Origin of the sequence: Polymorphospora rubra (assembly GCF_018324255.1) — a bacterium.
GTDB lineage: Bacteria > Actinomycetota > Actinomycetes > Mycobacteriales > Micromonosporaceae > Polymorphospora > Polymorphospora rubra.
Map to the genome: position 1 here is coordinate 5,861,202 of NZ_AP023359.1, position 23,065 is coordinate 5,884,266.

The following is a 23,065-nucleotide window of genomic DNA, read 5'->3' on the forward strand; positions in this document are numbered from 1 at the left end:
CACCGTCGAGCAGGATGTCCCACGGACGGTCTGCCGGGGATGTCGGCGCGGCACCGGCCGTGTTACGGGACTACGCGCTGCTCGCCGACGGACACCGGGGCGCCCTGGTGGGGCCCGACGGCGACGTGGGCTGGCTCTGCGCACCCGGCTGGTCCGATCCGGCGGTCTTCAGCGCGCTGCTCGGTGGGGCGGGCCGGTTCCTGGTGACCCCGACGGCGGCCCGTCTGGTGTGGGGTGGCTACTACGAGCCGGATTCCCTGGTCTGGGTGAGCCGGTGGGTGACCACGGACGGCATCGTCGAGTCCAGGGACGCGCTGGTCTTTCCCGGCGAGGCGGAACGGCTGGTACTGCTGCGCCAGATCCGCGCGCCGGACCGACCGGTGCGGGTGCGGGTGGTGCTGGACCCGCGTGCCGACTTCGGTCGGGAGCCGATCCGCGACGTCGCCCGGCACGGCGACCTGTGGCTGGCCCGCACCGGCGGGCTGCGGCTTCGGTTCGCCGGCGGTGCCGATCTCCACCGGCAGCCCGACGGGTTCCTCGCCGGCGAGTTGTCGCTGGCGGCCGGCGGGCGGCACGACCTGGTGCTGGAGATGTCGTCCGCCCGGTTCGCCGAGACCTGTCCGGAGCCGGACGAGCTGTGGCGTACGACCGAGCACCACTGGCGGTCGGTGGTCCCGTCCCTGGCCGGCGCCGCGCAGCGGGACGCGACGTTGGCGTACACGGTGTTGCGGGGAATGACGCGTCCGGGCGGTGGCATGGTCGCCGCCGTCACCACCGCGCTGCCCGAGCGGGCGTTGGCGGGCCGCAACTACGACTACCGGTACGCCTGGATCCGGGACCAGTCCTTCGCCGGGCAGGCCGCCGCCCTGGTCGGCCGGTACGACGTCCTCGACGACGCCGTCGCGTTCGTCACCGGTCGGCTGCTGGCCGACGGGGACCGGATGGCGCCGGCGTACACGGTGGACGGCGGTCCGGTGCCGTCCGAGCGGCCGCTGGCGCACCTGCCCGGCTATCCGGGGGCCCCGGTGCGTACGGGCAACTGGGTGGGCGGCCAGTTCCAGCTGGACGTGTACGGCGAGGTGCTCATGGTCCTCGCGGCGGCCCGCCGCCACGACCGGCTGGACAGCGACGCCCAGCGGGCCATGGAGGTGGCGGCGACGGTCATCGCGAACCGCTGGACCGAGGCGGACTCCGGGATCTGGGAACTGCCCGCCCGCCAGTGGACGCACTCCAAGCTGACGTGTGTCGCGGGGCTGCGTGCGGCGGCCCGGGTGACGACGGCGGGGCAGGCCGGCCGGTGGTCCGCCCTGGCCGACCGGATCCTCGCCGACACCTCCGCGCACGCGCTCGGCGCCGGCGGGCACTGGCAGCGGGCGTACGACGACGGCCGGGTCGACGCGGCGTTGCTGCTGCCGGGCGTCCGGGGTGCGTTGCCGCCGGAGGATCCGCGTACCGAGCGGACCAGGCGGGCGGTGCTGGCGGAGCTGACGTCGGACGGTTACCTGTACCGGTTCCGGCCGGACAAGCGGCCGCTGGGTGACGCCGAGGGCGCCTTCCTGCTCTGCGGTTTCACCGCCGCGATCGCCGCGTGGCAGGCGGGCGAGGTGGTGGAGGCGAACCGTTGGTTCGAGCGCTGCCGGGCGGCGTGCGGCCCGCCGGGGCTGTACACCGAGGAGTACGACGTGCAGCAGCGGCAGCTTCGCGGCAATCTTCCGCAGGCGTTCGTGCACGCGCTGATGCTGGAAACCGCGGTCACCCTCGGACAGGTCGACCCGTGCCGGTAGCGGGTGCGGGTGTTCAGGTCACCCGGTAGCGGGCGGCCTGCTCCGGCCGGAACTCCAGGCCGTTGCCGGGCCGGTCGACGACGGCCCGGACGCTGCCGCCGGTGGCCGGTCCCGTGCCGTCGAAGAGCATCGACTCGATGCGTACGTGGTCGTGGAACCACTCCAGGTGCCGAAGGTTCGGGGTGGCCGCCGCGACCGGCAGGTGCTGGTGTGGCGCGCAGTGTGCCGAGACCTCCAGGCCGGCGGCGTCGGCGACCGCGGCCGCCCGCAGGAAACCGGTGATCCCGCCACAGCGGGTGACGTCGATCTGGAGGCAGTCGACGTACGGCGCCATCCGGTGGAAGTAGGGCAGGTCGAAGCCGTACTCGCCGGCGGCGACGTCGGCCCACACCCGGTCGCGGACCTGGCCGAGACCGACCAGGTCGTCCGAGCTGACCGGCTCCTCGAACCAGCGCACGTCCAGGTCGGCGACCGCGCCCGCGACGCGGATCGCCTGCTTGCGCTGGTAGGCGCCGTTCGCGTCGACGTAGAGTTCGGCGTCGTCGCCGATGGTCCGGCGGGCGGCGACGATGCGGCCCAGATCCCGGGGTACGTCGCCGCCACCGGACTCCCCGATCTTGATCTTCACCCGTGGGATGCCGTCCCCGTGCACCCAGTCGGCCAGCTGCCGATGCTGTCGTTCGTCGTCGTAGGTGGTGAAGCCGCCGCTGCCGTACACCGGAACCTGCCGGCGCGCGGTGCCGAGCAGCCGGGCCAGCGGCAGGTCGTGCCGGCGCGCCTTCAGATCCCAGACGGCGCAGTCGGCGGCGGACAGCGCGAGCCCGGCGACTCCCGGCCGGCCCGCGTTACGCACCTGCCGGCGCATCACCGACCAGATCGCCGGCACGTCGTCGGGATCCAGGTCGGTCACCACCGGGTCGAGCAGATCCGTCACCACGGCCGCGGCGGCCGACGGCCCGTACGTCCAGCCGATGCCGTAGTTCCCGTCGGCGTCGGCCCGGACCAGGACGAGGGTGGTGCTGGACCAGGCCAGGGTGCCGTCGCCCTCGGGCGCGTCGGTCGGTATCCGGTACGCGGCGGCGGACAGCCGGATCACCGGCGCCTCCCGGCGGCCCGGGCGGCGAGCACGGCGGCCGGCCCGAGAACGGCGAGCCCGGCCAGCCCCGCGACCATCCGGCCGACCGGCCGCGACGGCGGCGGGGGCCGGTCGCTCCAGCCGGACTCCGGCGGACGCGGTACGGCGTCGTCGTGCAACCCCGCGCGCAGCAGTTCGGCCAGGTGGATCGCCGACCGGCCGCCGGCGTCGCTCTGCGCGACCTGGGTACGGCAGCTGAATCCGTCGGCGAGGATGACGTCGCTGTCGGCGGCGCCGCGGACGGCCGGCAGCAGCGCCCGTTCGGCACAGGCCGCCGACACCTCGTAGTGGCCCTGTTCGAAGCCGAAATTGCCGGCCAGGCCGCAGCAGCCGGAGTCGAGGAAGTCGGCGTCGACGCCGGCCGCGGCCAGCACCGCCTGGTCGGCGGCGGTGCCGAGGATCGAGTGCTGGTGGCAGTGCGTCTGCACCAGGGCGTGTGCCGGCACCCGCGGGGACGCCAACCGGGGCTGTGCTCGTGCAGCAGCTCGGCCAGGGTGACGGTCTGTTCGCGTAGCCGGGTGACGTCGTCGTCGGCCGGGAAGAGTTCGTGGGCGTCGCCGCGGAACACCGCGGCGCAGCTCGGTTCCAGGCCGACCACCCGGGTGCCGGCCCGCAGGTGCGGACGCAGGGTGTCCACGGTGCGCCGCAGCACCCGCTTGGCCATCCCCAGCTGCCCGGTCGAGATCCAGGTCAGGCCGCAGCACACCGCCCGGTCCGGCATCCGGACCCGCCAGCCGGCGGCCTCCAGCACCTCGATGGCCGCCCGGCCGACGCCGGGGTGGAAGTGGTTGGTGAAGGTGTCCGGCCACAGCAGCACGTCGCCGCGGGAGCCGTCCCCGTTCGGGGTCCGACGGGCGAACCAGTGCTGGAACGACTCGGTGGCGAAGACCGGGATGTCGCGGCGCGGGTCGATTCCGCCGGCCCACTTGACGAGCCGGCGCAGTCCGGGTGCGCCGGCGGCGGCGTTGACCGTCCGGGGGCGAGACCGGCGGCGGCGGCCACGACCGGCAGCCAGCCCATCGAGTAGTGCGAGCGGGGCCGCAGCCGGCCGGCGTAGTGGTGGGACAGGAACTCCGCCTTGTAGGTGGCCATGTCGACGTTCACCGGGCAGTCGGCCCGGCAGCCCTTGCAGGCCAGGCAGAGGTCGAGGGCGTCGCGTACGGCCGTCGAGCGCCAGCCGTCGCCGATCGGGCCGCCCCGGGCGGTGCCGTCGAGCATCTCGAACAGCAGCCGGGCCCGGCCCCGGGTGGAGTGCTCCTCCTCCCGGGTGACCATGTACGACGGGCACATCACCCCGCCCTCGTGGTGCCGGCACTTGCCCACCCCGACACACCGCAGTACCGCGTTGCCGAAGCTTCCGTCGTCGTCGGGGTAGGCGAACGTCGTCTCGACCCCGCCGTGGTCGTAGTCGACGCCGAGCCGTAGGTTGCTGTCGAGCGGGTAGGGGGGCAGGACCTTACCGGGGTTCATCCGGTCGTCCGGGTCGAAGATCGCCTTGAACTGTCCGAACGCGCGGGTCAGTCGTTCGCCGTACATTCGGGGCAGCAGTTCGCCGCGGGCCTGGCCGTCGCCGTGCTCGCCGGAGAACGATCCGCCGTGCGAGGCGACCAGGTCGGCGGCGCGTTCGATGAAGGACCGGAACTGCCGTACGCCGTCGGCGGTGCGCAGCCGGAACGGGATGCTGGTGTGCAGGCAGCCCTGCCCGAAGTGCCCGTACAGGGAGGCCTGCTGGTAGCCGTACTCGGCCAGCAGCCGCTGGAAGTCCCGCAGGTAGGCGCCGAGCCGGTCCGGGGCGACCGCGGAGTCCTCCCAGCCGGGCCAGGTGTGGTCCGAGTCCGGCATCCGTGCGGTGGCGCCCAGCGCCGACTCGCGGACGGCCCACATCCGCTTCTCGTCGGCGGGATCGGCGAACTCGTGCACCCGCGGCCCGCCGTCGCGGCGCACCGCGGCGATCAGCCGGTCGGCGGCCGTCCTCGCCTCCCGCGGCGTGTCGCCGCCGAGCTGCACCATCAGCCAGGCGCCGCCCTCGGGCAGGTCGTGCAGGGCCCGCGGGTGCAGGTGTTTGCGTCGTTCGAGGTCGACGAGCTTGTCGTCGATCCCCTCCAGGGCGACCGGTGCGTGTTCCAGGACCCTGGGCACGTCGTCGGCGGCGGTGGCGATGTCGGGATAGCTGAGGAACACGATGGCGTTGGCCTTGACCACCGGCACCAGTTTCAGCCGCGCCCGCAGGACGGTGACCAGGGTGCTCTCCGAGCCCACGAGGGCCTGGGCGACGTGGAAGTCCTTCTCCGGCAACAGGCTGTCGAGGTTGTAGCCGGAGACCCGGCGGGGGATGTGCGGATACCGGGAGCGGATGTCGGCCCCGTACTCGTCGCGCAGTGCGCGCAGCCGCCGGTAGATCTCCGCCGGCCGGCCGCCGCCGCGTTGGATCCGGTCGTAGTCCTCGTCGCCGGTCGCGCCGACCCACATCCGGGTGCCGTCGTAGAGCAGCACCTCCAGTTCGACGACGTTGTCGACCACCTTCCCGGTCCGCTGGGCGGTCGAGCCGCAGGAGTTGTTGCCGATCATGCCGCCGATCGTGCAGTGGTCGTGGGTGGCCGGGCGGGGCCCGTACTCCAGGCCGGTCGACCTGAGCTGCGCGTTGAGCCGGTCGAGCACGATGCCCGGTTCGACCAGGCAGGTCCGCGCGTCGGTGTCGACCTCGAGCAGCCGGTGGCAGTACTTCGACCAGTCCAGCATGACGGCCTTATTGGTGGACTGGCCGGCCAGGCCGGTGCCGCCGCCCCGGGACACCAGCGGCGCGCCGTGCCGGCGGCAGACGGCGACGGCCGCCACCGCCGCCTCCACCGTGCGGGGTACGACGAGCCCGAGCGGCACCTGCCGGTAGTTCGAGGCGTCGGTCGAGTACGCGGCCCGGGAGCCGGCGTCGAAACGGATCTCCCCGTCGACCTCGGCCCGCAGGTCGGCGGCGAGCCCGGCAAGGTCGACGTCGCGGGCCGGCCCGGGTGCGCGCAGCACCGGGTCGGGCAGCCGGGTCACCACCGCGACTCGTCGGTCTTGTCGCCGGCGATCTCCCGCATCCGGTCCTCCTCGTTCCGACGGCGAACAGGTCAGGCGTGGCGGCGAAGACGGCCGACCAGGTATCCGGCCACCAGGGCCGCGGCAACGCCGATCAGCGCCCGCGAGGACATCGCGGCGCGGATCCGGCCGAGTCCGGCGCGCGGGTCGACGACCGCTCCGGCGGCGTCCCCGACGGTGCCCACCGCCGCGTCCGGGAGCCTGTCCAGCTTCACGACACTCCACCGCCCTTCTCGATCGCGGATGCCGCGAGGCCGTTACCCGTCCACGGGTCGACGAAACGGCCGGAACCCAGCTGGCGCCGTCCCGGCCGGCGTCCCCGCCGGCGGGGACGCCGTGCACCCCGGCGGGACGGTGTCGCGGGACGTAGGTGCTGATCAAGGGGCATAACATGCATCATGGTGTTTGACATGTGTCGATTAATATTTTACTGTTCTCTTGCGACGGTCCGGGCAACCGCATAGAAGGCACGCGATCCTGTGCCCCGGGAGCCACGGTGACGCCGTCCGAGATCAACGCTCCTCGCGCTGCCACCACCCTCGTTCACGCCGGACGCCCGACCCGGACACCGTGCGGTCGTCCGGACGGCGGCGGCGCGACGCGGGCAGCCGACGACCGCGACCCACCACCCGCGCGGAGCCGTCCCGCCCCGCCGATCGTCGCGCCCGCCGTTGGCCGCACCGCCTGACCAACCGCTCAACCGATCGCTCACCAGCATCAGGAAACCGAGGTCCGACATGAGACGCGCCATCATGCCCACCGTGCTCGTGCTACTCGCCTCCCTGCTGATCGCGACGCCGGCCCACGCCGCCGGCACGGCCACCGTGGTCGACAGGTTCGGCCGGGTCGTCAACGACTACGGCGTCAAACTCGTCGACTGGGAGGGCTACCTGGCCAACCCGTACATCGAACTGACCGTGCGGCCACCCACGGACGTCCCGTTCCCGGTGACCATCGACCTCAAGGCCGAGGGCACCTCCCGGCTGATGATGGACCTGCCGAGCCAGCTGACGGCGACCGGGGCGACGAAGCGGCTGACCTTCGCCAACTCCGCCGAGCAGAAGACCTTCAAGCTGGCGATCCACTCCAAACGCGGCCCGGGCCAGGACGAGCTGTACACCCTGCGGCTGACGGTGCAGGCATCGAACAACACCACCTACACCCAGACCATGCCGATCCGGGTCCAGCAGGACCAGAAGACCGCACTCGAGCCGACCATCCCGATCGTCTTCGACTACCGGTACGACAACATCACCGGCTACTTCAACAACCCGGCCTTCCGGACCGCCGCCGAGGAGGGTGTGAAGGACTGGTTCCGGTTCTTCGATCTGCAGCCGTTCGACACCGTCGCGGCCGGGGCGGAGCCCAACCACCTGCCCGGCAACGACTGGCAGAACACGATCAACGTCACCAACAACGCCGCCTACAACGGCATGTGGGTGTACTTCCGCGGGATCCAGACGCCGTACTCCACCGGCTATCCGGCCCGCAACGGGCGATACCACGCCCGCAACGGGCAGCAGCTGCCCGGCCCGATCCACCGCTCCACCGCGATGATCTTCGAGTACGACGAGGCCGGCAAGCAGCTGTTCACCTCACTGGCCGACGAGGACTGGTACCGCACCGAGATCCAGGGCTCGGTACTGGACGTCCACGGCCTGGTCATGCACGAGTACGGCCACGCGGTCGCCTTCCACAGCGACTGGGCCGGCATGCGCAACTACGTCAACACCAGCGGCGCCAACGACCAGGACGTCATCGCCTACCAGGGCCGGACCGTGCCGCTGGACAGCAGCTACCACGTTCCCGGCGGCTCGGCGTACTGGGACCGGCTCAGCGGACAGAGCGGCGGCTGGACCCACCTGTTCCCGACCCGCCGGTGGATGCTCACCAAGCTGGCGCTGCTGGTCGCCGAGAACGCCGGCTGGCCGTTGAACCGCAACCTCACCCCGTTCCTGGCTCCCTCCATCGTCACCACCGGCCTGCCCAACGCCCCGACCGGCCAGGCATACCAGCAGACCCTGGTGGGCCGGGGAGGGGTGCCCTTCTACGACTGGCGGGTGACCGGCGGCGCGCTGCCGGCCGGCCTGAGCCTCGACCGCTTCACCGGCGCGATCAGCGGCACCCCGAGCACGGCCGGAACGTACTCGTTCACCGTCGAGCTGCGCGACTACGACAGCCTCAGCACCCCGGTGACCCGTACCTTCCAGCTCACCGTCGGTGGCGGCGTCGGCGGCGGGAACCTCGCCCCGCAGGCGACCGCGTCGTGCTCGTTCACCTCGTCCTGGGAGAGCTGCGCGGCCATCAACACCGGCGGCGATCCGACCAGCTCGAACAGCGGCGCCCCCAACCAGGGCAACCGCTGGGGCACCTGGCCGGAGCAGGGCCAGCAGTGGGCCGAACTCACCTGGCCGTCGGCGCAGACGCTGCGCCAGGCCCAGGTGTACTTCCTCGACGACAACCAGGGAATCGACCTGCCGGCGTCGTGGCGGCTGCAGTACTGGACCGGCAACTCCTACGTGGACGTACCCGGCGCCAGCGGATACCCGCGGCTTGCCGACCAGTACAACACCGTCACCTTCCCCGCGGTGAACACCACGAGGTTGCGGGTGCTGTTGCAGAGCGCGCCGAACCTCTCGGTCGGCCTGCTGGAGGTGAAGGCCTTCAGCTGAACCCTTCGTGCGATCCGTAGCGAGGTCTCCGGTGGATGGTTCAGCGACCGGGCAGAACCCGAACCGGAGACCTCGCTGCCGAGACTTCGGCGTCGCGGCGTCGATCTGTGTCAGCCCGCACCGATCCGTGGGCTGGCGACCTTGGCGGCGTCGAAGGCGGCCGGCACAGTGGTGGCATGCAGATCATCGAGGTGGGCATGCTCGGGGTCCGCGCCAGCGTGCTGCGGCTGACCCGGCGTGACACCCCGCTGCGGTTCGACGTGTTCCCGATGGTGCACATCGGTGAACCCGCCTTCTACACCGCCGTCGCCGACCGGCTACGTCGCTGCGACCTGATCCTCGCCGAAGGCGTGGGCGGAGAATCCGCCAGCTCAGATGCCTCCGGCAGGCGCCGGCGGGCCGCCCGCAGGTCGGTGGCGATCTCGGCGCTGACCGCCGGCTACCGGCTGCCGGCCCGGTTCAAACGCTCCGGACTGGTCGAACAGGACATCCGGTACGAGAAGCTCGGCGTGCCGGTGCGCTATCCGGACATGACCGATGAGCAGTTCGCCGCCGGCTGGCGAAGGGTTCCGTTGTGGCAGCGGGCACTGACCCTGGTAGCCGGTCCGCTCGTCGGCCTCGAGCGGCTCACAGTCGGGTCGCGGCGGGCACTGGCCCGGCATCTGGAACTGACCGACGCCGACTGGCACGACGAGTTTTCCGACCTCGAATCGGTGGACGACCTGCTGGCCCTGTTGGGCGACCAGCGGGACAAGCTGCTGATCACTGCCATGGACGAGATCCACCAGCAGCGCAGGGACGAGGCGATCACCGTCGCGGTGGTGTACGGTGCCCAACACGTCACCCCCGTCGTGCACGGCATGCGCACCCTGCACGGCTACAGCGTGCGCAGTCCCGAGTGGCTGACGGTGTTCGACTTCTGACGGGCCCCGGCCGGGAAACGCCGTTCTGCGGGGGCAGCCCCTCGGGTGTGTCAACGCAGGAAACTGCGCCAGGCTGCCGCTCAACCATTCGACCCTCGAGCGCGTTGGCTGTATATGGAGGATGAAGCGGTGCCTGACAGCTTCGAGGTGTTCGTCCGGACGAGTGGGCCAGGTCTGCTCCGGTACGCGACCCTGCTGTGCGGGAACGCCGCGAACGCCGAAGACCTGCTACAGGAAGTACTGGCGCGCGCGTATCCGCGGTGGAGCCGGGTGAGTACGGACAACCCGGAGGCCTATCTGCGGCGTGCCATGAGCAACAGCGTGATCAGCTGGTGGCGGTCGCCGTGGAGTCGACGCCGGGTGCCCTACCCGGGGGAGATGTCGGAGCCGGAGGACGCGGTCGCGCGCGCGGATGATCGGCAGATGATCCTCGCTGCGCTCGGTTCACTTCCGCCACGTATGCGGTCCGTGGTGGTGCTGCGGTACTGGCTGGGATTCAGTGAGCAGGACACGGCGGCCGAGTTGGGTTGTTCGACGGGCTCGGTCAAGAGCCAGGCCTCCAGAGGGCTGCAGCGACTCCGTGCGGCCCTACAAGTGGATCACGTGAAAACCGGCAACACGCGTGGCGAGGGGTGGATCGGATGAGTGAACGGGATGTGTCGCGCCTACTTGATCGGGCCGCCGGGTCGGGAGAGCTGCCGCCAGGGTTCGTGGAGCGGGTCGTCGCGCGCGGCAAAGCTCGGGCCCGACGCCGGTGGGCGCCGCCGGCCGCGGCTGCGACCGCAGCCGTCATCGTCGTCGTCGGAGTCGCGTACGCGCTGCGGCCCTCCGAACCGGGCGGGTCCCCGCCAGCCCATGGGGTCGCCGGGACCACCACGAGTGATCTGACGGGCGACCTGGTGAGGCGCCTGCAGCAGAGCGTCGGTGCGGAGTTCGCCACCGATCGGCTACTCGTGATCGGCGCCGCGGGCGACGAGACGGTCGCAGTACTTCGCCGGGACGCGCGCCCGGACGAAGCACGCGTCGGTGGACGCGCCGCCGAGGTGTGGGTGGCCCGTGGCCCTGGAGAGTTTCACCGCGCGGTCGACTACATCTCCTACGACCTTGCCTGTACGGCAGATGACTCCGTGTGCGCGAGCATGAGGCCGAATGGCCTCGGGCTCGCCGCGATCAGACGGCAGCCGAGCGGCCGCACCTTTGTCGTCGTCGCACGGACAGGAGACCACGAGGTCACCATTCGCACCGCCGAAGGCGAGACGAAGAACGTGGGGCCACTCCCCACCGGCGGAATAGTCGAGGTGGCCACGAAGCATCCGTGGCAGATCCGGCTTGAGATCGCCACCGCCCCCGGCCGGGCGTACGTGTTGCCGATCCCACCGGGCGGCGTCATCGAAGGCTAGGGGGGCACCGTCGACGTACGGCGGCCTCTAGCGATCCGACGCCGAGAGCCGGGTGTTGCTGGCGCTGGCGGCCCAGGAGGCGAGCAGCGTGAGCGCGTGCGCGGTCGACGAGTCAGGTTCGGCGGCGTAGATGGTCATGGTGAGGTCCGGTTCGGCGCGCAGTTCCATGCTCTCGTACGCCAGCGCGAGGTCGCCGACGATGTGGTGGTGGAAGTGTTTGACGCCGGTGCCGTGGATGCGTACGTTGTGCGCGCCCCAGCGGCGGCGGAAGTCGTCGCTGCGGGTGGACAACTCGCCGACCAGGTCGTGCAGCCCCTTGTCATGGGGGTCGATCCCGGCCGCGGTGCGCAGGTTGGCCACCGTCATGTCGGCGAACAGGTCCCAGTCGGGATAGAAGCGCCGGGCGGCGCTGTCGAGGAACGTGAACCGGGCGAAGTTCGGCGGCGCGGTGGGATCGGTGTAGAAGTCGCTGTGCATGGCCCGGCCGAGCAGGTTCGCGGCGAGCAGATCCGACCGGTTGTTCACCACGATCGCCGGGGTGGTGATGGCGTCCAGCGACCACTGCAGGCTGGGCCGTACGGTCCGCTGCCTCGCCCGTCGGCTCGGCCGCAGCAGCGCGTTGCTGCCGTTCGCCTCCTGCGCGAGGCGCAACAGGTGGGCGCGTTCGGCGTCGTCGAGCTGCAGGGCGCGGGCGATCGCCTCGAGCACCCCGGCCGAGACCCCGGCCAACGAGCCGCGTTCGAGCTTGGCGTAGTACTCCACGCTCACCCCGGCCAGCGCGGCGACCTCGCCGCGGCGCAGCCCGGGTACGCGCCGCCGCCCGGTGTCCGGGATCCCGGCCCGCTCCGGGCTGATCTTGGCGCGGCGCGAGGTGAGGAACTCGTGCACTTCAACTCGGTTGTTCACATCCCTGACCGTACGACGCACCTCGCTGAACTGGGATGTACTGCCGGTACACCTCTCATCAGAGACTCCCGTACGACCTTCCGGCGCGGTTTCCTGGAATCCGGGTAAGTGCGAGAGAAACCCCGGGATCCCGCCTCGGCGCCCCGGTGGGCCAGTGAACGGATCAAGGAGAACACCATGCGCGGTGCTGTCTTGCACGCTCCCGGCGACGTCCGGGTCGAGAACCGCGACGACCCCCGTATCGAACAGCCGACGGACGCGATCATCCGGGTGTCGGCGACGTGTGTCTGCGGATCCGACCTGTGGCCGTACCGCGGCGTCCAGAAGGTGGAGGGCCCGACGGTGATGGGCCACGAGTACGTGGGCATCGTCGAGGAGGTGGGCAGCGACGTCACCGGCGTCACGCCGGGGCAGTTCGTCGTCGGCTCGTTCTGGGCCTCGGACAACACCTGTGAGATCTGCCGCGCCGGCTACCAGAGCGCCTGCGTGCACCGGGTGCCGATGGGCATGCTCGGCTCACAGGCCGAATACCTGCGGGTGCCGCTGGCCGATGGCACCCTGGTGCCCACGCCCGAGGTGCCCCCGGCCGACCTGATTCCCGGCTATCTGGCCGCGTCCGACGTGCTCGGCACCGGCTGGTTCGCCGCGGTGGCCGCCGAGGCCGGCCCCGGCAGGACCGTCGCGGTCGTCGGTGACGGCGCGGTCGGCCTGCTCGCGATCATGGCGGCCCGGCAGCTCGGCGCGGAACGGATCATCGCGATGAGCCGGCACGAGCCGCGGCAGCGGCTCGCCGTCGAGTTCGGGGCGACCGACATCGTCGTCGAGCGCGGCGACGAGGGCGTCGCCCGGATCAAGGACCTCACCGACGGGCTCGGCGTCCACTCGATGGTCGAGGCGGTCGGCACCCAGGAGTCGATGATGCAGGCCGTCCGCGCCACCCGCCCCGGCGGGCACGTCGGGTTCGTCGGCGTCACCCACGACGTCAGTCTGCCCGGCATGGAGATGTTCTTCTCGCTGGTGCACCTGCACGGCGGCCCGGCTCCCGTACGTCGGTTCCTGCCGCACCTGATGGAACTGATCGGCGACCGCACGATCGACCCGGGCAAGGTCTTCGACCTGGAACTGCCGCTGGACCGGGCGGCCGAGGGCTACCGGGCGATGGACGAACGCCGCGCCATCAAGACGCTGCTGCGCCCGTGACGCCACCGGCGGCGCCCGTCCCCACCGAAACTCACCGCACCTTTGTCAGCTCGGATCGACCGGTCACCACCCTGTAACTGGAGGAAACCATTTCCACCGTCAACACTTCCACCGTCAACGCCATCGCGGCGACCTCGGCCACCGAACCGCTCGTGCGCACCACGATCGCGCGGCGCGAGGTCGGGCCGCGCGATGTTCTCATCGAGATCCGCTATGCCGGCATCTGCCACTCCGACATCCACACCGTCCGCGGCGAGTGGGGCGCCGTGCCGTACCCGCTCACCGTCGGCCACGAGATCGTCGGGCGGGTCGCGCAGGTCGGCGCCGAGGTCACCCGGCACGCCGTCGGCGACCGGGTCGGTGTCGGCTGCATGGTCAACTCCTGCCGGGAGTGCGACAACTGCCGCGCCGGGCAGGAGCAGTACTGCCTGAAGGGCAACACCCAGACGTACGCCGGCGTCGACCGGGACGGCACCGTCACCCAGGGCGGGTACTCCACTCACGTCGTCGTCGACGAGGACTTCGTGCTGCGGGTGCCGGAGAACATCCCGTACGAGACCGCCGCCCCGCTGCTGTGTGCGGGCATCACCACGTACTCGCCGCTGGCGCACTGGAACGCCGGCCCCGGCAAGAAGGTCGCCGTGGTCGGTCTCGGCGGCCTGGGCCACCTGGCCGTCAAGATCGCCGCCGCGATGGGCGCCGAGGTCACCGTCCTGTCGCAGACGCTGGGCAAGAAGGACGACGGCCTCGCCTTCGGCGCCGAGCACTACCACGCCACCAACGACCCGGCGACCTTCGAGGCGCTGAAGAACACCTTCGACCTGATCATCAACACCGTCAGCGCGCCGATCGACATGGCCGCCTACCTGAGCCTGCTCCGCCTGGACGGCACCCTGGTCAACGTAGGCGCCCCGCCGCAGCCGCTGCCGGTGCCCGTGTTCACGCTGTTCGCCAACCGACGCTCGTTCGCCGGCTCCGGCATCGGCAGCATCGCCGAAACCCAGGAGATGCTCGACTTCTGCGCCGAGCGCGGCATCGCGCCCGAGGTCGAGGTCATCGACGCCGACGCGGTGAACGAGGCGTACGAGCGGGTGCTCGCCTCCGACGTCCGGTACCGGTTCGTCATCGACATCGACACCCTGCGCTGACTGCGAGCAGGACGGGGTCGGTCCATCAGTGGTGAGCTGGTGAACCGACCCCGCCGGGCACCTGTGATCATCAGTTGTCCAGCAGTTCGACACGCCGTACGGACAACGGCGGAACACCTAACGATCACCACGCGCCGCAACGTCACGCCGGGTCCCGGCGTCACCGCCACCGGGCGGGTTATCGCCACAACGCCAACAGCGGAGTCGCCAACGGTGACTTCGGCAACGGCTGTACCTACACCGACACCCTCTACCCCAAGGACCGGACCTGGGGAAGTAACCAGGAGTACGTCGAGTTCGTCACCGCCAAGGCCAACGCCCTGCGGGTCGACGGCCGCCTGACGGCCGCCGACGTCGACGCGCTGGTCGCCGCCGCCGTACGCGCGAACGTCGGTGGTCGCTCCTGACGGAGTGACGCACCGGCCTGTGGTGGCCGGTGTCCGGGGACTCGTTCCCGGACACCGGCCATCTGTGTAGGTAGTGCGCAATGTGCACCGTCGACAATGGAGCGAGTGCCTCGCCGGGCCCTTGCCGGCCCCGAGTAGCCTCCCCGGGCATGGGAGCTGTTGGACTTACTCTGAAGGTCTCCGGCGAGGGAGACCGCGCCGCCTTGCACACCGCGATCTGGGACGCGGCCCTCGATCTCATCTACCGGTACACCCCGTCATCGGCGGCGGTCAACGAATATCTCTCGGAGGCTCCGTACGACGCCGCGGACGCCGGCATCTGGGGGACCAGGACGGCGAGCTGATCTGGTTCTTCAAGGACTACGCCGGCTGCTGCTCGCGTTCCTCGAATCTCTGGCTGCACTGGTTCGAGCGCGTACTCGCCGCCGACTGGGCCCACTTCACGCACCTGGCCGCCGAGCACGACCTGACGATCACCAGCGCGCCGCCCCTGCTCACCGAACTGCTCGCCGACCGGGCCCGTTACGTCAGGCTCCGGGACGACGTGTGGTCCGTCGACGAACACGGACTGTACGGCGACGACAAACACCTCCCGCTCGACGACCTCACCGCCGACGAACAGGAACGCCACGCCGAAGCCCGCGAGCGGTGCATGTGCGGAATGTGCCAGCTGCTGCGCCCGGATCCGGCCGTCGCCGCGAGCCTGCTGGACGCCCTCGACCACGACTCCGCCGCGAGCGCCGCGTGGTATCTCGCGCGTACCCGAGCCTCCCCGGCGATACTCACCGCACTGGTACGCGCGGGCGACAACATGATGCGCCCACTCGTCGAGGACGTCGAACGGTACGCGTCCCGCGTACCCGACGCGTGGCCGACGCTCATCGGCCTGCTGCCGGACCTGCGTGGCGGCGCACTCGGCCTGGCGTTCTACGCGCTCGCCGCCACCAGCCGCGACGACGCCGACCGTGCCGTGCTGCTGCGTCATCTGCGTACCGCGCTCGCCGGGTCCGATCCGGCCACCGAGGCGGCCGCGGAACTCGTCGGCCGGATCGGTCGAGGCGTGCCCGAACTCCCGGAGAAACTCGCCGAGGTCCTCGACCGCGAGGTCTCCGACGAGGTCCGGCACAGCGTGGTCCTCGGGCTCGTCAACCTTCACCTGCCGGGCAGGCGGACGCCGAGCCCCGCGATCGCCGCGCGGCTCGAACGCGAGGCGACGCGGGACACCGAAGCGGGCCGGCTCGCGAAGTGGATGCTGTCCCTCGGCGTGCCTACCGCCGGGTGACAGGAGCGATGCGGTGCACCTACCGTCCCTGATACAGGTAGGGCGCTCCCGCCAACCGTTTACATCAGGTTCGCAGGCCGGGCCGTACGTTGCGTCGCATGACCAGATTCCTTGCGGCCGTGACGGCCGTAGTCATGGTGGGCGTGCTGGCCGCCTGCACCAGGGACCACGACGTCCCCGATGCGGAGACCACCGCCGGTGGCCCGGTGGCACAGTGCGATTCGCGCCTCGATCAGGCGTTCACCGCCTGGGCACGGGCCGGGTTCAGCGGCTCGATCGCGATCTCGACCGGTGGCCGGTTCGACTGCCTCGCCGCGTACGGCTCGGCGGACGACGCCACCAACACGCCCAACACGGTCGACACGGTGTTCGACATCGGGTCGGTCACCAAGGCGTTCACCGCCGCCACCATTCTTGATCTGGTCGAGGAGGGCAAGGTCGCCCTCGACGACCCGGTGGGCCGGCTGCTGCCGGAGTTGACCGGTGCGGTGGCCGGGGTGACGGTCCGGCAGCTTCTGCTGCATACCAGCGGACTGAACGGGACGCCCGGCAGCGATCACGAGCCGCTGGACCGCGACGCGGCGCTCGCCGCGATCGCGGACCTGGACCTGGCGTTTCCGTCCGGCACCGGCCACCTGTACGCCAACGCCGGATACACGTTGCTGGCGCTGGTCATCGAGAAGGTGTCGGGTGCCAGCTACCGCGAATACACGACGTCGCGGATCCTGCGGTTGCCTGACGGGCGGGTCGCGGGTGGCTTCTGGGACGGTACGCCCGCCGCACCCGGGCCCCGTGCTGTCGGCTACCTGGACGGCGGTACGACCGGCGGGTCGGGCGACTTCGCCGGACCGCACTGGGCGATGGACGGCAGCGGCGGGCTGGCGATGACGACGTACGACCTGGCGGCGTGGACGCACGCGCTGTTCACCGGGCAGCTGGTGGCACCGGAGTCGGTCGAGGCCGTCAGCGCACCCGGGCACGATCTCGGCGACGGCAGGTCCGAGACGCCAGGCTGGGTCGCGTCCGACGCGTCGGTGCTGGGCGTACCGTTTCTCGCGACGGCGGGCGGCGACGGCCAGATCGGCCACAACGCGGTCGTGGCATGGGGTCCCGAGCGGCGACGGGTGGTGGCGATGGCGTCCAACAAGCCCGGGGTCTCCGCCGAAGACCTGCTGGCGACGGTGGGACCGGCGCTGCTGGCCGGAGAACCCCTGCCCACGCCGAGTCCACCACCGGCCGGGGCGGGACCGGCCGCCACCGTCGGGAAGTACCGGCTGGACGGGGGAGGGAGCTACGACGTGACCGCCGCCGGCAACCAGATCACGGTCGCCGCCACTGGCGTCGACGCCGTCACGGCCCTGTTCCCGCCGGCCGGCCGCGTCTCGCGCGACGAGTTCCGGGCGCACGACGAACGGGTCCTGGCGTTGCTCGACGGACGGACCCGGGAGGGGCGCAGGGAGCGTGGATCTCTCGAAGAGGATCTCGGGCCGATCCGGGGGGTCACCCTCGCCGGGACCGTGTTCCAGGATGGCGAGGTGCGCACCTACGTCACGCTCGTCGCAGACTCCGGGCCGATCACCGGCTGGTACGCGGTCAACGCCGAAGGAGGCGTCGAAGCCGCCGAAGTCCCGACCGGACATCCCACGCTGAAGCTCGTGCCGGCCGGCGGCGACCGGTACCGTCCGGACGATCCGACCGGCACCGGTCCGAACGTGACCGTGGAGTTCCGCGACGGCCGGATGACCGTGTCGGGGCCGGCCGGCACCACCGTTGCCGACCTGGCCGGCTGAACGGGCGGCGCCATCATGCGGATCCTGCTGGTCGAGGACGACCCCGACCTCGCCGAGGTCGTCGCCCTCGGTCTGCGCAACGAGACGTACGCGGTCGACGTCGCCGCGACCCACGCCCACGCGGAGGAGCTGCTGCGCACGACCACGTACGACGTCGCGTGCCTCGACCTGGGGCTGCCCGACGGCGACGGCCTCGACCTCGTCCGGCGGCTGGCCCGGGACCCGGACCTGTGCCGGCCGCGCCGCACCCTCGTCCTGACCGCCCGGGACGCCGTGGCGGACCGGGTCGCCGGACTCGACGCCGGCGCCGACGACTACCTCGTCAAGCCGTTCCACTTCGCGGAGCTGATCGCCCGGCTGCGTGCCCTCGGCCGGCGCGGCGACGGTCACGACTCGACGCTGCGGATCGGTGACCTGACGCTGGACCTCGCGGCGCGCCGGGCCTGGCGCGCCGGCCGTGAACTCGAACTCACCGCCCGCGAGTTCTCGCTGCTGCGCTACTTCATGCACCACCCCGGCGCCGTGCTCTCCGCCGAGGACCTGCTCGAACACGTCTGGGACGCGCACGCCAACCCGTTCACCGCCTCGGTCCGGGTGATCCTCAGCCGACTGCGCCGCAAACTGGGCGAGCCCGCGGTCATAGTGACGATCACCAACGCCGGCTACCGCCTGGAGGTGCCGTCATGACACGCCGGTGGCGGTCACTGCGGGCGCGGCTGGCCCTGTTCGGCTTCCTCGCCATCTACGCGCCGGCGCTGCTGCTGTTCGGCGTGGTCCTGGCCACCGACACGCACACCACGACCGAAACCCGTACCGGCGCCCCGACCGTGCAGAACACGACCACGTACCGGTCCGGCTGGGCCACCTGGACCGTGCTCGCGCTCAGCCCGGCCGCCGCCGCGCTCGCCTGGTGGTGGGCCGGCCGGGCGGTACGCCCGATCGACCAGGTCCGCGCGGTCGCCGACGACATCCAGGGCGCCGACCTGAACCGCCGGATCGCGCTGTCCCACGGCCCGACCGAGGTCGCCGCGCTCGCGTCGAGCTTCGACGCGATGCTCGACCGCCTGCAACTCTCCGCCGAGACCCAGCGGCGGCTGATCGAGGAAACCAGCCACGAACTGCGCGTACCGCTCGCGGTCCTGATGAACAACGCCGAGGTGCTGCTGGCGCACCCGGAGCCGTCCGTCGACGACTACCGGCGTGGCCTGGAGCGGTCCAGGGCGGCGGCCGAACGGCTCGCAGCCGTACTCGACGAACTGCTCGTCGACGCCCGCGGCCGGGCCCGCACCATCGACCGGCAGCCGGCCGACCTGTCCGCGATCGTCCGCGCCGTCGTCGACGACGTGGACGTCCTCGCCGCGACGAGAGGAAACAGCCTGTCGGCGGCCGGTGCGCCGGCGGCCGTCTGCCCGGTCGACGAGCCCACCGTCCGTCGGGCGATCCACAACCTGGTCGACAACGCCGTCCGCTATTCCCCGGCCGGCACCGCCGTCGACGTCACCGTCGAGGTGCTCGCGTCCGAGGTCGCCGTCGTGGTGACCGACCACGGGCCCGGTATCGCCGCCGCCGACCAGGACCGCGTCTTCGACCGGTTCTGGCGCGGCCGGCCCGACCTGCCCGGCACCGGCCTCGGTCTTGCCATCGCCCGCCAGATCGCCCTGGCCCACGGCGGAAACCTCACCCTGACCTCACCGGGGCCGGCCGGCGACGGCTGCGTCTTCCGGTTCACCGTACGCCGCTGACCGACCTCGTCGAACGCCGTGGGCGGAGCACCGGGGCGGCCACGGAGAAGGTATCAACGATCCGTTTGGTGCGGTACCAGCTATGAATCCGATATGAGGCAGTAGGGCTCTTTGATATCTCTTGTGTGGATGTCTGAGAGTGATCATGGTGGTTGTCATGATGAGCGATGTCTGATTTGTGATTACGGGTTGTGATTGCTATTTACACGGCTGGTGTCGATCTTTAGGGTCACGGCGGAGTATTTGACCGCGATCACGGGGGTTCTCGGTGCTGGCTAGGCTGTCGTCGTGTTGTCCGAAGTGGCCGTTCGGGATGGCGGTTCTGGCTCTCGTTCTTGCCGGGATGTCACTGCCGTCGGCTCCGGTAGCCGCGGCCCCGCCGGCCCCGGCCCCGCAAAGCTCGAGCCAGTCGCAACCCCCGCCCGAGGAACTGGACGAGGCGTCGGCGATGGCGTTGGCGTATCGGACCCGTCAGCCGGTCGAGGTGTCGGCGATGACGTCGGAGATTTCGCGGGTGTGGGCGTTGCCGGACGGGACGTTTCGGGCGGAGCAGCATCTGGCGCCGGTGCGGGCGCGGGACGCGTCCGGTGACTGGGTCGATGTGGATCTGACGTTGGAGGTCAAGCCGGACGGCAGTGTGGGGCCGAGGGCGCACGCGCATCATCTGCGGTTGTCGGGTGCTCGTGGGGTGGAGTCGGATGCGCTGGTGGAACTCGGTACCGGGGTCGATGCGAGTGAGTTGGGGTGGCGGGGTGTGTTGCCGGCGCCGGTCCTCGATGGGCAGAAGGCGACCTATGCCGAGGTGAAGCCTGGTGTGGATCTGGTGGTCGAGGTCGGTAGGAGCGGTTACGAGTACTACTTCCTGGTGAAGAACGCGGCCGCGGCGGCGGGTATGTCGTCGATCGCGATGCCGTGGCGTACCGGGGACGGGTCGACGCCGGAGTCGGCTTCCGGGGCGGGGTTGCGGTTGCGGACGGCGTCGCAGTCGTCGGTGGTGGTGTCGCAGGCGCGGATGTGGGACGCGCGGGTGGCGCCGGAGTTGTCGGACCACGTGCACGCGGCGGATGTGGATGTGTCGGTGGTACCGAGCGGGTCGGGTACGGATCTGGTGCTGACGCCGGACGAGTCGTTCTTCGACGATCCGCTGGTGGAGTATCCGGTGACGATCGATCCAACGGTGACCCTGCGGCCGGCGTTCGACACGTTCGTGCAGAACACGTACTCCAGTGACCAATCGGGTGCGAACGAGTTGAGGTTGGGCTTCAGTGACGATGCCGCCGGCGGTTGTGGCAGCCCGTGCCGGGCGCGGTCGTTCCTGAGCTTCCACCACCTGGGCGAATATCGGGGTGCGACGGTGGTGTCGGCGAAACTTTACCTGTGGAACAAGCATTCGTGGTCGTGCAGGAAGATGGGTTGGCAGGCGTGGCGCACGGACTACGTGACGCACACGGTGCGGTGGAACAGTTGGCCGACGTGGCGGGAGTTGGATGGCACGTCGGACATGACGAAGGGCTATTCGGGGTGTGGCGCCGGCTGGGTCGAGGTGTCGGTGCAGAAGACGTTCCAGCACACCTTCAACACCACCAACTCGTCGACCGCGAACATCGGGCTGCGGGCGACGGACGAGGACGATCACGACGGGTGGAAGAAGTTCAACTCCTCGGAGGCGTCGTCGAACACCCCGTACGTCGAGATGGTGTACAGCCGTACCCCGAACGTGCCGACCGGGTTGACGATCGACTCCTGCTACACCTCCTGCGCCTCACCGGCGGCGGTCCGGACGGGTACGCCCCAGATCAGGGCGACGGTCTCCGACCCCGACGGTGGGGTGCTGCGGACCGAGTACGAGGTGTTCAACAGCGCGGGGACGACGCGGCTGGCGGCGTCCGGTAACGCGGTGACCGGTGTGTCGTCCGGGTCGGCGCGGTGGTGGCGGATCGTGCCGTCGGCCGGCGGGACACTGCCACCGGGCACGTATCAGTGGCGGGCGAGGGCCTGCGACAGTTGGACCTGCGGCGGCTATTCGGGCTGGTTCGTGTTCGAGGTGGTGCCCGACGACCTGACTCTGCCGACCGTGTCGGCCACCCCGTACGCGGAGATGTCAGGCGGGACCTGGAACGGCGGTCCGGGGCAGGCGGGCACGTTCACGTTCGGGCCGAACGGCGCCTCGAGCGTCACCGAGTACGTCTACCAACTCAACGGCGGCGACGCGGTGACGGTGGCGGCGGGCACCCCGCAGGCCGAGCAACTGTCGGCCAACCAGCAGCAGATCTCCACCGGCGTGACCGGCTTCGACCCGGTCAACGTCAACCTGGCCCGCAACACCAGCCTCGGCCACGGCTCCACCGACTCACTGTCGGTCACCCCGCTGGCGTCGGGTGGCAACGCTGGTGGCGCGACGGGTGACACCTACGCCACCCTCGGCGGCGACTACGGCGGCATGCGCGTCGGCATGCAGGCCGGGAAACGGTACGCGATCAGCGGCTGGATCTACGTCCCGGCCGCGACCGGCCTCAACCCGCCCGGCTCCACCGGCGCCACCCGCGGCCTGCGCCTGATCGCCACCTACAAGGTCGGCACGACCTTCACCGAGGTCGCCTCACCGAAAGCCTCCGTCACCGACGGATGGCAGCGACTCTCCGTCGCCATGACCATCCCGTCGACGGCGACCGAAGCGTTCATCCGCCTCTACAACGGCTTCAACGTCGGCTCCGGCAAAACCGTCTACTGGGACGACCTGTCCGTACGCGAGGTCATCGGCACCAGCACCGTCGAATCGATCACCCCGACCCGCGACGGCCTCAACGTCCTGTCCGTACAGTCCCGCAACTCCGTCGGAGTCAGCTCGGACCCGAAGATCTACCGGTTCCTGGTCGCTCCGAGCAGCGGCGCCTGGCACTGGCACCTGGACGACAACACCGGCAGCACCGCAGCCTCGGTTCCCGACACCCGCCCGGCAGCCCTCAGCGGCACCGGCGTGTCCTGGACCAGCCCGGGCCGGGTCGGCGCCGGCGCCGTCACTCTCGACGGCACCGGCCACCTGACCACCGCCTCGCCGGTACTGAACACCACCGCCCCCGCCGGGTTCACCGTCGCCGTCTGGGCCCGGATCACCGACACCGAACAGTCCCGCACCGCCATCTCCCAGGACGGCGTCAACACCTCGATGTTCCGCCTCGGGTTCCGCAACGACCTCGACCTCAACAGCGACACCGAGCCCGACCCCGCCTGGTGCTTCACCCTCACCGGCTCCGACTCGGCCACCCCGACCGAAACCACCGCCTGCACCACCGACTACGTCGCCCCGGCGACTGGGTCAGCCTCGTCGGCATCTACGACCCCACCGCCGGCCTGATCAAACTCTTCGTCAACGGACCACCCGACTTCGGCGGCAGCACCGCACAGGCCGCCTACACCGGCGCCTGGTCGGCCACCGGCGACTTCGCCATCGGCCGCGCCTGGAACGGCACCCCCACCCAGGGCTGGACCGGCGACCTCGACCACGTCTACGCCGCCCAGTCGGTGTGGACCGACTGGGACATCCTGCTTCACGCGGCCATGTGACCGCCTGCCCGTGTCTTCACTGCGGCTCGACCAG

At 71.0% G+C, this 23,065-nt stretch carries 18 protein-coding genes and 1 pseudogene; 15 read left to right on the forward strand and 4 right to left on the reverse strand.

From position 1 onward, the window contains the following. The first annotated feature begins 14 nt into the window (after positions 1-14). Positions 15-1,784, forward strand: coding sequence for a glycoside hydrolase family 15 protein (locus Prubr_RS26595; protein ID WP_212817645.1), 1,770 nt, complete (start codon positions 15-17; stop codon positions 1,782-1,784). Between the two features lie 13 nt (positions 1,785-1,797). Here Prubr_RS26595 and Prubr_RS26600 read toward each other — a convergent pair whose 3' ends face one another. The 3 genes and pseudogenes from Prubr_RS26600 to Prubr_RS26610 form a co-directional block, all read right to left on the reverse strand. Further along, on the reverse strand, positions 1,798-2,880 hold the full coding sequence (locus tag Prubr_RS26600; protein ID WP_212817646.1) for an enolase C-terminal domain-like protein: 1,083 nt from the start codon (positions 2,878-2,880) through the stop codon (positions 1,798-1,800). Continuing rightward, positions 2,877-5,961, reverse strand: a pseudogene (locus tag Prubr_RS26605) (FAD-binding and (Fe-S)-binding domain-containing protein). The gene Prubr_RS26600 and the pseudogene Prubr_RS26605 overlap by 4 nt, the downstream one beginning before the upstream one ends. A gap of 68 nt (positions 5,962-6,029) precedes the next feature. Beyond that, entirely contained in the window at positions 6,030-6,212 is a 183-nt protein-coding gene (locus Prubr_RS26610) for a hypothetical protein (RefSeq protein WP_212817647.1), read from the reverse strand. A gap of 522 nt (positions 6,213-6,734) precedes the next feature. On the opposite strand from Prubr_RS26610, the gene Prubr_RS37135 reads away from it, so the two are divergent. The 4 genes from Prubr_RS37135 to Prubr_RS26630 all read left to right on the forward strand — a co-directional run bounded on the left by Prubr_RS37135 (position 6,735) and on the right by Prubr_RS26630 (position 10,992). Further along, the gene (locus Prubr_RS37135; protein ID WP_246567677.1) at positions 6,735-8,669 is read left to right on the forward strand and encodes an Ig domain-containing protein; all 1,935 of its coding nucleotides are present in this window, start codon (positions 6,735-6,737) and stop codon (positions 8,667-8,669) included. 176 nt (positions 8,670-8,845) lie between these two features. Continuing rightward, positions 8,846-9,592 (forward strand): hypothetical protein, encoded by a 747-nt coding sequence (locus tag Prubr_RS26620; RefSeq protein ID WP_212817648.1) that lies wholly within the window; start codon positions 8,846-8,848, stop codon positions 9,590-9,592. 129 nt (positions 9,593-9,721) lie between these two features. Next, positions 9,722-10,237 carry a SigE family RNA polymerase sigma factor gene (locus Prubr_RS26625; protein ID WP_425517945.1) on the forward strand — a complete coding sequence of 172 codons (516 nt, stop codon included), beginning with the start codon at positions 9,722-9,724 and terminating at the stop codon, positions 10,235-10,237. A gap of 254 nt (positions 10,238-10,491) precedes the next feature. Continuing rightward, a complete protein-coding gene (locus Prubr_RS26630) occupies positions 10,492-10,992 on the forward strand; it encodes a hypothetical protein (protein WP_212817650.1) in 501 nt (166 codons plus the stop codon). Between the two features lie 27 nt (positions 10,993-11,019). Here the strand turns inward: Prubr_RS26630 and Prubr_RS26635 are convergent, their stop codons facing one another. Then, on the reverse strand, positions 11,020-11,898 hold the full coding sequence (locus Prubr_RS26635) for a helix-turn-helix transcriptional regulator (RefSeq protein WP_212817651.1): 879 nt from the start codon (positions 11,896-11,898) through the stop codon (positions 11,020-11,022). Positions 11,899-12,075: 177 nt separating this feature from the next. On the opposite strand from Prubr_RS26635, the gene Prubr_RS26640 reads away from it, so the two are divergent. From Prubr_RS26640 to Prubr_RS38325, 10 genes are all read left to right on the forward strand, one after another. Then, entirely contained in the window at positions 12,076-13,098 is a 1,023-nt protein-coding gene (locus Prubr_RS26640; protein ID WP_212817652.1) for a zinc-dependent alcohol dehydrogenase family protein, read from the forward strand. Between the two features lie 152 nt (positions 13,099-13,250). Continuing rightward, positions 13,251-14,246: an NAD(P)-dependent alcohol dehydrogenase gene (locus Prubr_RS26645; protein WP_281425846.1), complete on the forward strand. Its 996-nt coding sequence runs from the start codon at positions 13,251-13,253 to the stop codon at positions 14,244-14,246. 74 nt (positions 14,247-14,320) lie between these two features. Beyond that, positions 14,321-14,653 carry a hypothetical protein gene (locus Prubr_RS26650; RefSeq protein ID WP_212817653.1) on the forward strand — a complete coding sequence of 111 codons (333 nt, stop codon included), beginning with the start codon at positions 14,321-14,323 and terminating at the stop codon, positions 14,651-14,653. 149 nt (positions 14,654-14,802) lie between these two features. After that, complete coding sequence (locus Prubr_RS26655) at positions 14,803-14,997, forward strand: hypothetical protein (RefSeq protein ID WP_212817654.1); 195 nt, start codon at positions 14,803-14,805, stop codon at positions 14,995-14,997. 200 nt (positions 14,998-15,197) lie between these two features. Then, complete coding sequence (locus Prubr_RS26660) at positions 15,198-15,935, forward strand: hypothetical protein (RefSeq protein ID WP_212817655.1); 738 nt, start codon at positions 15,198-15,200, stop codon at positions 15,933-15,935. Between the two features lie 98 nt (positions 15,936-16,033). Beyond that, a complete protein-coding gene (locus Prubr_RS26665; RefSeq protein WP_212817656.1) occupies positions 16,034-17,725 on the forward strand; it encodes a serine hydrolase domain-containing protein in 1,692 nt (563 codons plus the stop codon). Positions 17,726-17,740: 15 nt separating this feature from the next. Beyond that, positions 17,741-18,412, forward strand: a complete 672-nt coding sequence (locus Prubr_RS26670; protein ID WP_212817657.1) for a response regulator transcription factor — start codon at positions 17,741-17,743, stop codon at positions 18,410-18,412. Beyond that, positions 18,409-19,467 (forward strand): HAMP domain-containing sensor histidine kinase, encoded by a 1,059-nt coding sequence (locus tag Prubr_RS26675; protein ID WP_212817658.1) that lies wholly within the window; start codon positions 18,409-18,411, stop codon positions 19,465-19,467. The genes Prubr_RS26670 and Prubr_RS26675 overlap by 4 nt, the downstream gene beginning before the upstream one ends. A gap of 493 nt (positions 19,468-19,960) precedes the next feature. Beyond that, on the forward strand, positions 19,961-22,822 hold the full coding sequence (locus tag Prubr_RS37765) for a DNRLRE domain-containing protein (RefSeq protein WP_212817659.1): 2,862 nt from the start codon (positions 19,961-19,963) through the stop codon (positions 22,820-22,822). After that, a complete protein-coding gene (locus Prubr_RS38325; protein ID WP_425518066.1) occupies positions 22,822-23,031 on the forward strand; it encodes a hypothetical protein in 210 nt (69 codons plus the stop codon). The genes Prubr_RS37765 and Prubr_RS38325 overlap by 1 nt, the downstream gene beginning before the upstream one ends. Positions 23,032-23,065: the final 34 nt, after the last annotated feature.

What these genes read in the sequence shown, in the direction of transcription:
- Prubr_RS26595 (WP_212817645.1), top strand. Translation starts at nt 15, where the DNA reads ATGTCCCACGGACGGTCTGCCGGGGATGTCGGCGCGGCACCGGCCGTG.
- Prubr_RS37135 (WP_246567677.1), top strand. Translation starts at nt 6,735, where the DNA reads ATGAGACGCGCCATCATGCCCACCGTGCTCGTGCTACTCGCCTCCCTG.
- Prubr_RS26620 (WP_212817648.1), top strand. Translation starts at nt 8,846, where the DNA reads ATGCAGATCATCGAGGTGGGCATGCTCGGGGTCCGCGCCAGCGTGCTG.
- Prubr_RS26640 (WP_212817652.1), top strand. Translation starts at nt 12,076, where the DNA reads ATGCGCGGTGCTGTCTTGCACGCTCCCGGCGACGTCCGGGTCGAGAAC.
- Prubr_RS26655 (WP_212817654.1), top strand. Translation starts at nt 14,803, where the DNA reads ATGGGAGCTGTTGGACTTACTCTGAAGGTCTCCGGCGAGGGAGACCGC.
- Prubr_RS26665 (WP_212817656.1), top strand. Translation starts at nt 16,034, where the DNA reads ATGACCAGATTCCTTGCGGCCGTGACGGCCGTAGTCATGGTGGGCGTG.
- Prubr_RS26670 (WP_212817657.1), top strand. Translation starts at nt 17,741, where the DNA reads ATGCGGATCCTGCTGGTCGAGGACGACCCCGACCTCGCCGAGGTCGTC.
- Prubr_RS26675 (WP_212817658.1), top strand. Translation starts at nt 18,409, where the DNA reads ATGACACGCCGGTGGCGGTCACTGCGGGCGCGGCTGGCCCTGTTCGGC.
- Prubr_RS37765 (WP_212817659.1), top strand. Translation starts at nt 19,961, where the DNA reads ATGACGTCGGAGATTTCGCGGGTGTGGGCGTTGCCGGACGGGACGTTT.